The sequence below is a fragment of the Pseudarthrobacter phenanthrenivorans Sphe3 genome, from assembly GCF_000189535.1.
In the GTDB taxonomy this organism is placed as follows: Bacteria; Actinomycetota; Actinomycetes; order Actinomycetales; family Micrococcaceae; genus Arthrobacter; species Arthrobacter phenanthrenivorans.
Genome location: NC_015145.1, coordinates 2,286,826 through 2,300,473 on the forward strand (window position 1 = coordinate 2,286,826; position 13,648 = coordinate 2,300,473).

At 63.8% G+C, this 13,648-nt stretch carries 13 protein-coding genes; 4 read left to right on the plus strand and 9 right to left on the minus strand.

The features are described from left to right. Positions 1-12: 12 nt before the first annotated feature. Together ASPHE3_RS10520 and ASPHE3_RS10525 are read right to left on the minus strand one after the other, a co-directional pair. Positions 13-876 carry a hypothetical protein gene (locus ASPHE3_RS10520; RefSeq protein WP_041652093.1) on the minus strand — a complete coding sequence of 288 codons (864 nt, stop codon included), beginning with the start codon at positions 874-876 and terminating at the stop codon, positions 13-15. Continuing rightward, entirely contained in the window at positions 860-2,626 is a 1,767-nt protein-coding gene (locus ASPHE3_RS10525; RefSeq protein ID WP_013601214.1) for an NAD(P)/FAD-dependent oxidoreductase, read from the minus strand. The genes ASPHE3_RS10520 and ASPHE3_RS10525 overlap by 17 nt, the downstream gene beginning before the upstream one ends. Positions 2,627-2,823: 197 nt before the next feature. Between ASPHE3_RS10525 and ASPHE3_RS10530 the strand changes: the two genes are divergently transcribed. From ASPHE3_RS10530 to ASPHE3_RS10545, 4 genes are all read left to right on the plus strand, one after another. After that, positions 2,824-3,186, plus strand: coding sequence for a UBP-type zinc finger domain-containing protein (locus ASPHE3_RS10530; RefSeq protein ID WP_013601215.1), 363 nt, complete (start codon positions 2,824-2,826; stop codon positions 3,184-3,186). 189 nt (positions 3,187-3,375) lie between these two features. Next, entirely contained in the window at positions 3,376-3,792 is a 417-nt protein-coding gene (locus tag ASPHE3_RS10535; protein ID WP_013601216.1) for a CBS domain-containing protein, read from the plus strand. Between the two features lie 141 nt (positions 3,793-3,933). Beyond that, the gene (locus ASPHE3_RS10540; protein WP_013601217.1) at positions 3,934-4,974 is read left to right on the plus strand and encodes an AAA family ATPase; all 1,041 of its coding nucleotides are present in this window, start codon (positions 3,934-3,936) and stop codon (positions 4,972-4,974) included. Positions 4,975-5,077: 103 nt separating this feature from the next. Then, positions 5,078-5,632: a DUF3090 domain-containing protein gene (locus tag ASPHE3_RS10545; protein WP_013601218.1), complete on the plus strand. Its 555-nt coding sequence runs from the start codon at positions 5,078-5,080 to the stop codon at positions 5,630-5,632. A gap of 137 nt (positions 5,633-5,769) precedes the next feature. On the opposite strand, the gene nrdF is transcribed toward ASPHE3_RS10545, so the two are convergent. The 7 genes from nrdF to ASPHE3_RS10580 all read right to left on the minus strand — a co-directional run bounded on the left by nrdF (position 5,770) and on the right by ASPHE3_RS10580 (position 13,632). Then, complete coding sequence (nrdF, locus tag ASPHE3_RS10550; protein WP_013601219.1) at positions 5,770-6,744, minus strand: class 1b ribonucleoside-diphosphate reductase subunit beta; 975 nt, start codon at positions 6,742-6,744, stop codon at positions 5,770-5,772. 97 nt (positions 6,745-6,841) lie between these two features. After that, positions 6,842-8,962 carry a class 1b ribonucleoside-diphosphate reductase subunit alpha gene (gene nrdE / locus ASPHE3_RS10555; RefSeq protein ID WP_013601220.1) on the minus strand — a complete coding sequence of 707 codons (2,121 nt, stop codon included), beginning with the start codon at positions 8,960-8,962 and terminating at the stop codon, positions 6,842-6,844. Positions 8,963-8,982: 20 nt separating this feature from the next. Next, the gene (nrdI, locus tag ASPHE3_RS10560; RefSeq protein ID WP_013601221.1) at positions 8,983-9,435 is read right to left on the minus strand and encodes a class Ib ribonucleoside-diphosphate reductase assembly flavoprotein NrdI; all 453 of its coding nucleotides are present in this window, start codon (positions 9,433-9,435) and stop codon (positions 8,983-8,985) included. Between the two features lie 92 nt (positions 9,436-9,527). Then, complete coding sequence (gene nrdH / locus ASPHE3_RS10565) at positions 9,528-9,773, minus strand: glutaredoxin-like protein NrdH (RefSeq protein WP_013601222.1); 246 nt, start codon at positions 9,771-9,773, stop codon at positions 9,528-9,530. Between the two features lie 345 nt (positions 9,774-10,118). Then, positions 10,119-11,507 carry a class I SAM-dependent methyltransferase gene (locus tag ASPHE3_RS10570; protein WP_013601223.1) on the minus strand — a complete coding sequence of 463 codons (1,389 nt, stop codon included), beginning with the start codon at positions 11,505-11,507 and terminating at the stop codon, positions 10,119-10,121. Further along, positions 11,504-12,235, minus strand: a complete 732-nt coding sequence (locus tag ASPHE3_RS10575; protein ID WP_013601224.1) for a DUF1365 domain-containing protein — start codon at positions 12,233-12,235, stop codon at positions 11,504-11,506. The genes ASPHE3_RS10570 and ASPHE3_RS10575 overlap by 4 nt, the downstream gene beginning before the upstream one ends. Next, positions 12,232-13,632, minus strand: a complete 1,401-nt coding sequence (locus ASPHE3_RS10580; RefSeq protein WP_254362844.1) for an NAD(P)/FAD-dependent oxidoreductase — start codon at positions 13,630-13,632, stop codon at positions 12,232-12,234. The genes ASPHE3_RS10575 and ASPHE3_RS10580 overlap by 4 nt, the downstream gene beginning before the upstream one ends. Between the last annotated feature and the right edge of the window lie 16 nt (positions 13,633-13,648).

Here is a 13,648-nt window from a genome sequence, read left to right on the forward strand (position 1 = left end):
CAGGCAGGCCCCTCACGAACTCCAGGCCCGGCCACCGGGGCGGGAAAGTGCGAGTGCCCACCCGCCGGCCACTCCAATCGCAAGTAATACGGTTACGAAGCCGATCGCGGGTGCGCTTGCCCATGCAAGGGCGCCGCCATACCGCACCAAGGCAAGCGCCTGCAGAATGACAAAGGCAACCGAGGTCAGGGCCACGGGTCGGACGGTGCGAGGGTCTCCGCTTCCCTGGCCTTGCGCGGCCGCCCACCCGAGACCGACCAGCCACGCTCCAACCGCCCTCGCCGTGAGCTCGGACAATGGCCACGGCCACAACGTTGCGGCAGGCACGGGTACCGCCAGGAGCGCCACGCCATACAACAGCAATACCGCTGCTATTCCCATCAGGAGCAGCCGGAGGGCACGTGGCAGCACGGGCCGTCCCGCTATTGCGGGACTTTGGCCAGGAGGCCGGGAGCGGATCTGCATCCAGCCGATGACGAGCATCGCTACCGGCACCGTGGCATAGATTGCCAGCCATGCCCATGCGGCCACTTGGGCAAGGATCCCAGCCTCTGGCGACAGGTGGAAACGATCGAGATGAAGCAGGGTGACCCCGAAGGTCAACGCCGTGAAGACGAACACGGGCCAGACTGCCAGCCTCGCCGAATCCCAACCCGCTGAGCGGGCGCCGGTCACCTCCAGGCCTGCGGCTGACCAGTAGGCGGCCTCAAGGAAGACGGCGGTCATGGGCGGATTGACTGTCCAGGCGAACCATTCCGCAGTCCGGAGCGGAAACACGAACAGCACAAGGCCCGCAAGGAACACGAGGAATGCAGCGACGTAAAGGAGCCACCGCATCGGCGCAATCACCGGTGTGGGTTCAGTTGGAGCGGACATCGCCGGGCTGCTCCCCGGGTACGGCTGCCTCACCATGGGCAGGAGGCGAGGCATGCAGGGGGTGCTCGGCCAGGTAGGTGTGGAGCATCGAGACAACAGTGGCACCGTCCCCCACTGCGGTCGCCACTCTCTTGATCGAGCCGGCCCGCACGTCACCGATCGCGAAAATACCGGGCATGCTGGTTTCCAGAGCTAACGGCGGCTTGTGAGTCCTGGTGGATCCGCCGTTGCTGCCATCGCGCTGGACGCCTGTGAGCAGGAAACCGGCCGGGTCACGGTCTACGGCTTCGGGCAGCCAGGACGTCCGAGGCACCGAACCGATCAGCACGAACAGGCCGCCGGCTTCGATCTCCCCGTTCGCGATTGCGTCTGGCGCTTCCGGTGTACCTACCTTGACGGCGGCGAGGAATCCGTCCTGATCGCGGGCCCCAACGATCATGGTGTTGTAGCGGATCGCAACATTCCGTGTGGCTTCAAGTTGGGAGATGAGGTAGTCCGACATGCTGACTGCAAGGGTGGGTCCGCGCACCAGCAGCGTCACCTTCTTCGCGTACTTGGCGAGATGCAGAGCCGCCTGTCCGGCTGAGTTGCCGCCACCCACAACGCAGACGTGCTTTCCGGCCATCGACGGCGCCTCGGAAACAGTGGCCCCATAGAAGACGCCTCTGCCCACCAGGTCCTCCAACTGGGGTATACCGAGGCGGCGGTAGTCCACCCCAGTGGCCACCACGACTGTGCGGCATCGGACTTCGGTCCCGTCGGAGATCGACACTGCGTACAGTCCTCCGTCCGAACGGAGCCCGTCCACCTTCCGCAAGAAGAGGAAGTCGGTGCCCAGAGTCCACGCTTGGTGAAATGACCGGAAGGCAAGGTGGGCGCCGCTGACACCCCGGGAAAAGCCAGGGTAGTTGCGGATCAACGAACTGGTCCCGGCCTGGCCGCCCACAGCCTCTCCCTCCACCACCATTGTGGAGAGGCCCTCGGAGGAGGCATAAACGGCGGTCGCGAGACCGGAGGGACCCGCACCCACCACCACGACGTCGAAGATCTTGTCAGCCGGTGGGGGCCGCGTCACCCCCATCGCCTGGGCGATCTCCAGGTCCGTGGGGTTCTCCAGGACAATGGGCGGAGCGGTGAACTGCAGCACCATGACCGGCAGTGCGGGGTTGCGCAGGCCGAGGCTTTCCAGCGTCCGTTGTGCAGTCTCGGATGCCAGAGGGTGGAAGACGGCGGGGATGTGGTTTCGGCTCAACGAGTCACGCAGAACATGGGTCCTTTCGTCGCGTACCTCCCCGATCAGCCGGACCGCCTCAAACCCAACTCCCTGCGCCAGGTGCCAGTCGTCAAGGGCGTCGGTAATCGCCCCATGGAATTCTTCGTCGCGCGATCGTTCGGGCCGAATGATCAGCAGTTCGGCGTACCCATGCCCTATGGCCTGGAATACAGTGGGGGCGCTGGCGAAGTCGCCCCAGGTGACCACGACAGCACGCTTGGCAGCCGGATGAAAGCCATAGGCACGCCGCAGGAAATCGAGTCCACCGCGATCAGCTGGTCCATAACACGCGAGGATGAGGGCGACGTCGCGGTTCCAGCGCCTGAGCCCCTCAAGCACCGCGCGCCCGTGAGCGTGGCCGTTGCAGGCCAGCACCTCGTAGTCGGCGCCGTACCGTCGGCGCAACTCATCTCCAAGAATGCGCCGGGTTGTTGTATCTGTGGTGGCAATCAGCATGATCGGAACCGAGTCATCCATGGCCGCCGTCTTTCCGGATCAATGGTTCGGTGGCGATCACGATACTCGCGCCGGGACATTGGGGACAAGGGGTGTTCGTTGCCTTCCGGCGTCATTCCCAGCGTACGGACGTTCTGCCAGAATTACTCCCGACGGCGGCCCATGGGACGGCCTTCGAAGAACCGGAAATGAGCCGGCGTGGAGGAAATGGAGGACTCATGGAGGAACGGCCTGTTCCAGGAATCAGCCAGACCGCCGTACCCAGTGGAACCGGCTGCCTGGAATGCCTCAGCGGTGATGGACCCGGCTGGTGGCTGCATTTGCGCCGCTGCGCTCAATGCGGCCACATCGGATGCTGCGATTCATCACCGTCACAGCATGCCAGTGCCCACGCGCGTTCCGTAGGCCATCCGGTCATGAAGTCCTTTGAACCCGGGGAGGACTGGTTCTACGAGCACACCACGAAGAAGTTCTTCCGCGGTCCGCGGCTTCCGGATCCCCAGTCCAGACCGTTGGAGCAGCCGGCGCCTGCACCGGCGGACAAGGTGCCCGCGGACTGGCGGGAGCGCCTACACAGGTAATCCGGCTCCACTTTCTTTGACGCCGTGCTGGTGGCACCCCCCTTGAACCGAGCTCCCGATCCGGTCTGGACACTAACACTCAGCATACTTACCTTTAATTCGTGACCTTGATGCGCTTGGTGCCTCACCGACACTGCGGCGACACTGCCGCGACGTGAATAGCGGAACAACCAACATAAGGAGAGCGTCATGCCCACAGCACGTGAAATCATGACCGGCGGCGTTGAATGCATTGGTGAAAACGAAACCCTCGAAGCGGCAGCCCGGAAGATGAAAGACCTCAACGTCGGCGCACTGCCCATCTGCGGGGAGGACAACAGGCTCAAGGGCATGATCACTGACCGGGACATCGTCATCAAATGCTTTGCCGAGGGAGGGGACCCGCGTACGGCAAAGGCGGGGGATTTTGGCCAGGGCAAGCCGGTGACCATTGGTGCCGATGACTCCATTGAAGAAGCGATCAGGACAATGGAAGAGCACCAGGTGCGCAGGTTGCCGGTCATCGACGGTCATGATCTGGTCGGCATCCTTACCCAGGCAGACATCGCCAGGAACTACCCGGAAGATCGGGTCGGGGAGCTCGTAGAGCTCATCTCGTTCTACTAGGCCACCGGGCGCGGCCGCGGCCAGCTGGAGTTGGGTGGCCCACGGGAGGCCATCCAACTCCTCAGCATGACGGTCTCCGATTGACGGGACGTGCGGCGCCCCCGCACACCCCGGTCGGGTATCGAGTACTACAGTGGATACATGGCTCCCGGCCGTCATCCGCTCGACGATCTGCGCGAAACCATCGGCCACCTGGCCGATCAGCTCAAGCTGCCCGGTTCAGAGCGCGTGGACGACTTGGTCGGCGACCTTATCGGTACGAGGCCCGCGCCGGCCCGGCCGCTGTCCGAACTGCAGGCCGAGCTCGATGCATTGGTCGGACTGGAAACCGTGAAGGAACAGGTGCGTGCCCTCGTGGCACTGCTCCAGGTCCAGGCCCGCCGGAAAGCGCACGGCCTGCCGGAGGTGGCCACATCACAGCACCTGGTGTTCCTCGGAAACCCTGGCACGGGCAAGACCACCGTGGCGCGGCTCCTGGCCGAGATGTACCGCGCGGTCGGACTGCTGCAGAAAGGCCATCTGGTGGAGGTCGACCGTTCGGGACTGGTGGGGCAGTACGTCGGCGCGACCGCCATCAAGACGGACCGGGTGATCCGGCGTGCGCTGGACGGCGTCCTGTTCATCGACGAGGCCTACGCGCTGGCCCCGGAGGACGGCCGAATGGACTTCGGGCCGGAAGCGATCGAGGTCCTGCTCAAGCGGATGGAGGACCACCGCCACCGCCTGGTCGTGATTGTGGCAGGGTACCCGCGGCTGATGGAGTCCTTCCTGCTCTCGAACCCCGGACTGCGCTCCCGTTTCGCCCGCGAGATCACGTTCCCCGACTACTCCGTCGACGCACTCCAGACGATCTTCCACCAGATGCTGGCCCAGCACGAGTACACGCTGGAGCCGAGTGCGGACCAGATGCTGCGCCGCATCCTCACCGGGCTCCACGCGGGCGAGGACTCCGGCAACGCACGGTTCGCCCGCACGCTGTTCGAGCAGGCTCTCAACCGCCAGGCGCTGCGGCTGTCGCTTGACAAGGAACAAAGTCTCGACACGCTCGATCGGGAGGCTGTCATGACGCTCACCGCGGACGACATCGTCCAGGCCGCGCTGGCCTTGGGTGAGCAGCCAGAGCCGGAACCGGAAACGACGCCGGAACCGGTGCAATCGCGTTGGTGGCGCTGGCTGGCCTGACTGGATCCGCGCCTGTTGTCAGCCGAAAGCACGTACCGCCCCCCCGAGCGGTGAAAGCATGGCTATTCCTCCGAAGTGCACCCCCAACGCCTAAAATACTGGCATGCCTACACGTGTTCACGAGTTTGCCTGGCCTGATCGGGTTGTCATCGGCACCATCGGCGTTCCAGGAGAGCGCACGTTCTACCTGCAGGTGCGCACGGGCACGCAAATCGTGAGTATCGCCCTGGAGAAACAGCAGTCGGCTCTCCTCGCCGAGAAAATTGACGAGATTCTCGACCAGCTCATCACCCTCGAGGGCAACCCCTTTAGCGTCCCCACAGGCACTCCCATTGAATTGGTGGACAACGACCAGCTCGAGCCCGTTGAGGAGCAGTTTCGGACCGGGGCCATGGGATTAGGTTGGGATCCGACGACGGCCCAGGTGGTCGTCGAGGCTTACCCGATTACCGACGTCGATGACGATGACAACGGCGAATCGCTCGAGGAAGACGGCGCTGAAGCGCCCGAAATGCTGCTGGTGCGCATGCCGGTCGGTACCGCGCGTGCCTTCGCCAAGCGCACCCGTGAGGTGGTCGGCGCCGGGCGTCCCGCATGCCCACTCTGCGGTTACCCCGTGGACCCGGGCGGACACGTCTGTACTCTTCCCGAGGTCTGACGCCGGAGCCCGAGCCACTGACTGCCGAGCCGACGCTCACAGGCCGCATCGGGTTTGCTGTACTGGCCGACGCAAAACGACCCCGCATGCAATTGCGTGCGGGGTCGTTTCAGCTGAACGTGTGAGGCCGGACGGACCTAGAAGTCCCAGTCCTCGTCTTCAGTATTGACGGCCTTGCCGATCACGTACGAGGACCCGGAACCGCTAAAGAAGTCGTGGTTCTCGTCCGCGTTCGGGGACAGGGCGGAGAGGATGGCCGGGTTCACGTCCGTGACGGACGCCGGGAACATAGCCTCGTAGCCCAGGTTCATCAGGGCCTTGTTGGCGTTGTAGTGCAGGAACTTCTTGACGTCCTCGGCCAGGCCCACGCCGTCGTACAGGTCGTGAGTGTACTGGACCTCGTTCTCGTACAGCTCGAACAGCAGCTCGAACGTGTAGTCCTTGATCTCTTGGCGGCGCTCCGGGGAAACAGCTTCCAGGCCGCGCTGGAACTTGTAGCCGATGTAATAGCCGTGCACGGCCTCGTCGCGGATGATCAGGCGGATCAGGTCAGCCGTGTTCGTGAGCTTGGCGCGTGAAGACCAGTACATGGGGAGGTAGAATCCCGAGTAGAACAGGAAGCTCTCCAGCAGGGTGGAGGCCACCTTGCGCTTCAGCGGGTCATCGCCCTGGTAGTAGTCCATGACGATCTGCGCCTTCTTCTGAAGGTTCTCGTTCTCGGTGGACCAGCGGAACGCCTCGTCGATCTCCTTGGTGGAGGCCAGCGTGGAGAAGATGGAGGAGTAGCTCTTGGCGTGCACGGACTCCATGAACGCGATGTTCGTGTAGACGGCCTCCTCGTGGGGAGTCAGCGCATCCGGGATCAGGGAAACTGCGCCAACAGTTCCCTGGATGGTGTCCAGCAGGGTCAGGCCCGTGAACACTCGCATTGTGAGCTGCTGCTCGGCCGGCGTCAGCGTGTTCCAGGACTGGACGTCATTGGACAGCGGCACCTTCTCGGGCAGCCAGAAGTTGTTGACCAGGCGGTTCCAGACGTCCACGTCCTTGTCGTCCTGGATTCGGTTCCAGTTGATGGCCTCGACGTGGCTAAGCAGCTTGACCTTCTCGGTCATGTCATCCCCTAAGCGTTGGGTGGGTTTCACTAAGTTAAAGCGTACGACGGCGGGCGGGCACCCGCCGTCGTACTTCACAAGTCAGTTGAAGCTGCAACTAGAGCATGCAGCTGACGCAGCCCTCAACCTCGGTCCCTTCCAGCGCGAGCTGGCGGAGACGGATGTAGTAGATGGTCTTGATGCCCTTCTTCCAGGCGTAGATCTGGGCCTTGTTGATGTCGCGCGTGGTGGCGGTGTCCTTGAAGAACAGCGTCAGGGACAGGCCCTGGTCCACGTGCTGGGTGGCTGCGGCGTAGGTGTCGATGACCTTCTCATAGCCGATCTCGTACGCGTCCTGGTAGTACTCCAGGTTGTCGTTCGTGAGGTACGGCGCCGGGTAGTATACGCGGCCCAGCTTGCCTTCCTTGCGAATCTCGATCTTGGACGCCACCGGGTGGATCGAGGAGGTGGAGTTGTTGATGTAGGAGATCGAGCCGGTGGGCGGAACAGCCTGCAGGTTCTGGTTGTAGATGCCGTGCTCCATGACCGAAGCCTTCAGCGCCAGCCAGTCAGCCTGCGTGGGGATGTGCACGTTCTTGAAGAGCTCGCGGACCTTCTCGGTCTGCGGCACCCACTCCTGCTCCGTGTACTTGTCGAAGTATTCGCCCGACGCGTACTTGGACTTCTCAAAGCCGCCGAAGGTCTGGCCGGTCTCGATGGCCAGCAGGTTGGAGGCGCGGACGGCGTGATACACCACCGAGTAGAAGTAGATGTTGGTGAAGTCCAGGCCCTCTTCGGACCCGTAGTGGACCCGCTCACGTGCCAGGTAGCCGTGCAGGTTCATCTGGCCCAGGCCAATGGCGTGGCTCTGGTCGTTGCCCTTGGCGATGGACGGCACCGAGGTGATGTTGGACATGTCGGACACTGCGGAGAGCGAGCGGATGGCCGTCTCGATGGTCAGGCCGAAGTCCGGCGAGTCCATGGTCTTGGCAATGTTCAGCGAGCCCAGGTTGCAGGAGATGTCCTTGCCGGTGTCCGCGTAGGAGAGGTCATCGTTGTACGTGGTGGGCTGGGAAACCTGGAGGATCTCCGAGCACAGGTTGGACATGATGATCTTGCCGTCAATCGGGTTGGCCCGGTTCACGGTGTCCTCGAACATGATGTACGGGTAGCCGGACTCGAACTGGATCTCGGCGAGGGTCTGGAAGAACTCGCGCGCCTTGATCTTGGTCTTCTTGATCCGGGAATCGTCCACCATCTCGTAGTACTTCTCGGTGACCGAGACGTCGGAGAACGGCATGCCGTAGACGCGTTCGACGTCGTACGGGGAGAACAGGTACATGTCCTCGTCCCGCTTGGCCAGCTCGAACGTGATGTCCGGGATGACGACGCCGAGTGAGAGGGTCTTGATGCGGATCTTCTCGTCCGCGTTCTCGCGCTTGGTGTCAAGGAAGCGGTAGATGTCCGGGTGGTGCGCGTGCAGGTATACGGCACCGGCACCCTGGCGGGCACCGAGCTGGTTGGCGTAGGAGAAGCTGTCTTCGAGGAGCTTCATCACGGGGATCACGCCGGAGGACTGGTTCTCGATCTGCTTGATCGGCGCGCCCACTTCACGGATGTTGGTCAGCGCGAACGCCACGCCGCCGCCGCGCTTGGACAGCTGCAGGGCGGAGTTGATGGAGCGGCCGATCGATTCCATGTTGTCTTCGATGCGGAGCAGGAAGCAGGAGACCAGCTCGCCGCGCTGCTTTTTGCCCGCGTTCAGGAACGTGGGGGTGGCCGGCTGGAAGCGGCCCTCGATGATTTCGTCCACCATCTGGGTGGCCAGCTGCTCGTTGCCTCGGGCCAGGTGCAGGGCAACCATGCACACACGGTCCTCGTAGCGCTCCAGGAAGCGCTTGCCGTCGAACGTCTTCAGCGTGTAGGACGTGTAGAACTTGAAGGCGCCGAGGAAGGTCTCGAAGCGGAACTTCTTCTTGTAGGCACGGTTGAACAGCTCACGGATGAAGTTCATCGTGTACTGGTCCAGCGTTTCGCGCTCGTAGTAGTCGTTCTTGACCAGGTACTCGAGCTTCTCTTCCAGGTCGTGGAAGAACACGGTGTTGTTGTTCACGTGCTGCAGGAAGTACTGGTGCGCGGCCTCGCGGTCCGCCTCGAACTGGATCTCGCCGCTGGGACCGTACAGGTTCAGCATGGCGTTCAGCTCGTGGTAACCCAACCCCTTGTAGGCGGCAGGCATCTCGGGCTTCTGGGCCCTGGTTACTTCTGTGTCTGCGACAGTCGTGTCCAAAACGTATCCAATCCTTGGTTGACCCGGGTGACGTCTTCCGGCGTTCCCATAAGTTCGAATCTATAGAGGTGGGGCACCTGGCATTTGGCGGCGATGATGTCCGCTGCCAGGCAGTAGTTGTCCCCGAAGTTTGTGTTGCCGGCACCGATGACGCCGCGCAGCAGCTGCCTGTTCTGCGGGTTGTTCAGGAACCGGATGACCTGCTTGGGAACTGATCCCTCTCCCCCGGTGCCGCCGTAGGTGGGAACTACCAGCACGAACGGCCGGGTGGCCAGGAGCGGTGCGTCCTTCGCGTAGAGCGGGATCCGGGCCGCGTCCCGGCCAAGCTTGGCAACGAAGCGGCCGGTGTTCTCGGATGTCGAGGAAAAGTAGATGAGCTGACTGCCGGTGGAAACCGCAGCGGCCTGCTCGGGAGCCGCCACGCGCTGAGCCGCGTGGGAATCCTGGACTGCTGGAGCTGCCGTGGGTGTCACCTCAGCTTGTCGATGGTTGCCGGCAGGAAGGGAGGAAACCCCTAAGCCACGGAGGAAACGGCAGAGAGGGCCAGTTCCTCGATCTTGTCCGGACGGAAGCCTGACCAGTGGTCCTGGTCGGTGACCACAACGGGTGCCTGCATGTAGCCCAGGGCCTTCAGGCGCTCAAGTGCCTCGGCGTCCTGGGAGATGTCAACGCTCTGGTACGTGATGCCCTTCTTGTCGAGCGCGCGGTAGGTGGCGTTGCACTGAACACAAGCAGGCTTTGTGTAAACCGTTACGGTCATGGTTCCTGTCCCCTTTTCTGGAAAACTTGCTCGTCCGGTGTTCCCGCCCAAGCTGTATCTAGATACTACATCTAGTGCAGACGCCTCTTCGGAACCCCAAGATGATGTATTACAAGTATGTCATTTAATGCACCTTTAATCCACAGGCAGGTACCCTCAAAATGTCCGGAATTCCGGTGTTTTCGCGGACGGAATCCACATCCTGTGGAGTACTTAGCCACAATTAACGCCCAGCGTGTCGTGGAAAAGACGGCGTGTCGCGCTTGGTGGCAGGCGGGCCGCAGCCACCAAAAAGGGGCCCCGAAGTGACCTTCGGAACCCCTCCTGGTGATCAAACGCACGCCACTACAACTGCGCCTCCCGGCGGTCCAGCACCACCTGCTGCACATCCAGGTAGCCCGACTGGAAACCGGCCCGCGAGTAGCACAGGTAGAACAGCCACATCCGCTGGAACACCGCGTCGAAACCCAGCTCCCCCACCTCGCGGGACCGCTCCAGGAACCGTTCTTCCCAGAGCCTCAGGGTTGCGGCGTAGTGGTCGCCCATGCCCATCCGCTCCCGCACGCGGAGGGTGGTGTGTTGCTGGGTCACTCCCTCAATGGCACGGACGGACGGCAGGAATCCGCCCGGGAAGATGTACTTGTGCACCCAGGTGTAGGCGTTGCGCGTGGCCAGCATCCTGCCGTGCGGCATGGTGATCGCCTGGATGGCCACCTTCCCGCCGGGCGCGAGGACCCTGTCGATGGTCTGGAAGTAGATGGGCCAGTACTCGTAGCCCACGGCCTCGATCATCTCCACGGACACCACGGCGTCGTACTCGCCCTCCACAGCGCGGTAGTCCTGCAGCGCAACTGTCACCTGGTCCGAATACCCCGCGGCTGCTATCCGCTCCTGGGCCAGCGCCTGCTGCTCGCTGGAGAGGGTGACGGTGTAGACGGTGGCCCCGCGGGCCGCTGCCCGCAAAGCCAGTTCACCCCAGCCGGTCCCAATTTCCAGGAGGCGGGTCCCGGGACCAACGCCTGCCTTGTCCAGCAGCCTGTCGATCTTCGCCCGCTGCGCCCCCGCCAGTGCCTCCCAGCCAACCGAACCCAGCGGTTCGGCGTCGAGCGGGAACAGGGCGGACGAATAGCTCATGGTGGAGTCGAGGAAGTTGGAGAAAAGGTCGTTGGACAGGTCGTAGTGCCGCGAAATGTTGCTGCGGGTGTTCTGCTCGGCATTACGCTCCTGCTGCGGCGTCCGCGGCAGGTACAGCGCACGCAGCTTCTGCAGCGGCATGGGAATGAGTGTGTCCACGGACGCGGCAAAGACTTCGAGGACGCCCGCCAGGTCACTGGCCTCCCAGTCCCCCGCCATGAAGGACTCCCCCAGCCCGATCAGCCCGTTGTCACCGATCCGCGCTTCGAACGCGTCCGGCCGGAGCATGGTCATGACCGGCGCATCCGGCCCGCCCGTGCCCAGTACAGTGCCGTCCGGGTACTCCACCCGCAGGGGCAGCCGCTTCACGGCCCCTTTGAAGAGCAGGCCGGCTGCCTTGCCTGCAACAACTGCCTTGGCTCCCGACGGCGCCTGGGCAACTTCCGGCCACAGGTCCGCATCGATGGTGGCGGGCGACGCAGGGACCCCGGTTGCGGTCCAGGCTGGGGCAGGGTGCGCGGCGGCTTTGCCGGCCGCCTGGTCCGCCGCTTTGCCGCCGAGGAAAGTTGCAGTTGCTTGGTTGTCGTCCGTCATTGTCATTGAACTGCCTCCTGTGAAGGGTGGTGTGGTCGGGCGACGACGGGCAGGCGTCTTGCCCAGAGTGTAATGCCCTGCACCCGGATGAGTGCGGAAACCAGCAGTGGCGCGGCCGGTACAGCGATCGCCGCAGCCAGGATGTTCTGAAGGGTGGCGGGGCGCCGGGTGCCATCCATCGATGCCACGAAGGGCTTGTGCCCTTCGCGCTCGAGCACGATGGACACCGCGAGCCGCTCCCCCGGCGCCGGCAGCTTCATGCGGTACTGGCCGCTGACGTCGTTGAAGGGAGAAACATAGAAGGCCTTCGGCACCGAAGCACGCCCTGCCGTGTCCGTCCGGAGCAGGTAGCAGTGCCGCTCCCCGTAGGTGTTGTGGACCTCGGCCACCACACACTCAAGCTCACCGTCGGCGCGGTAGCACCAGAACAAGGTCAGCGGATTGAAAACGTAGCCGAACACCCTGGCGCTGGTCAGCATCCGGATCGCACCGCCGTCGGGCTCTATTCCCTGGGTGCGCAGGAACCGCTCCACGTTGCTGCGGAGGGAGGCGTCCGGATCACCCAGGTGGTCGCCGGACCGGAAGGCAGCCAGCGGCCGGAGCAGTAAGGGAAGCCGCGGCAGGTTATCCACGTCCACGAACCAGCTGTAGCTGCGGTAGGTGAACGCGTTCTTCAGTGGTGTGCGCCGCACATGGGAGATGGCAGTGCGGTAGATCGCTGCGTCCATGGTCATGCAGGCTCCGCCGCAGGAAGCAGCTCACTGTCTTCGCCGTCCCTGGAGTCCATCCGGTCGGCAGCCTGCGCCACCGGCCAGGACCTGCCCAACATTTCCGCGGCCCTGACGCCGGACAGCGCACCGTCCTCATGGAACCCCCAGCCAAGGTACGCGCCGGCGTAGGCAACGCGGCCGTCGCTGAGCGCGGCGATGGCCTGCTGTGCGCGCAGGGATTCGGGGGTGTACTGCGGGTGCTCATAGACCATCCGGTCCAGCACGGCATCGTCTGAAATGAGCTCCGACTCGCCCAGGCTCACCAGGTACGGCCTCCCGTCCGCCGGGCTGAGCCGCTGCAGCCGCGTGAGGTCGTAGCTGACCAGCACCTTGTCCGGCCTCGCTTCGCAGGATGGCAGCCGGTAGTTCCAGGAGGCCTTGGCGTTGTCCGAGGAGGGCAGGACCGACGGGTCCCGGTGGAAGACGGTGTGGTTCACCGAGTACGGCATCCCGCCCAGGGCTTCCTTCTCCGCGGGCGTTGCGTCGGCAAGGAACCCCAGCGCCTGGGCGGGGTGGGTGGCAATGACGACGGCGGCAAAGTCCTCCACGCCGTCTTCCGTCACCACTTCAACCCCCAGGGCGTGCCGGCGGACCGCGGTCACCGGCGTCTGCAGCCGGACATCCGGCAGGGTAGCCACGAGCTTCTCGACGTACCTGGCCGACCCCCCGCTGACCGTCCGCCATTGCGGCGAACCCTTCACGCCCAACATGCCGTGATGGCCCAGGAACGTGAAGAGGTAGCGGGCCGGGTAGGCCAGCGCGGTTGTCGGATCGCAGGACCACACCGCGCTTACCACCGGCGTCATGAAGTGCGAGATGAAATAAGGGCTGAAGTTTTCATTTGCCAGGAATTCGCCGAGCGTGGGCTCGGGGGCGCTGAGGCCGGGATCCACCGCCGAAACCGGTGCCGTCTTCAGCAGTTCCCGGGCTTTCCGGTAGAAGCGCGTGACTTCCAGGAGCATCAGCAGGTAACGGCCGCGCAGCAGGTTGGAGGGCGTGGCAATGATTCCGCGGCCGCCGTCGCGCGCCCCTGCGTACTCCAGGCCGCAGCCGTCGCAGCGGATGGACATGCTCATCTCGGAGTCCTGGGTCTCGACGCCAAGTTCAGCAAACAGCCGCAGCAGCGTGGGGTACGTCCGCTCATTGTGGACAATGAAGCCGGTGTCCACGCCGATTTCGGACCCGTCCGCCTGCGGCACGTCGTGCGTGTGCGCGTGCCCGCCCAGCCGGGAATCCGCTTCGAACAGCGTGACGTCATCCTGCCGGTTGAGGACATAGGCGGCGGTCAGGCCGGCCACGCCGCTGCCGATGACGGCTACCCGCCGTCTCCCGCTGACGATAGGTGCTGGGTTAGGTGACAATTTATGCTCCTCTGCT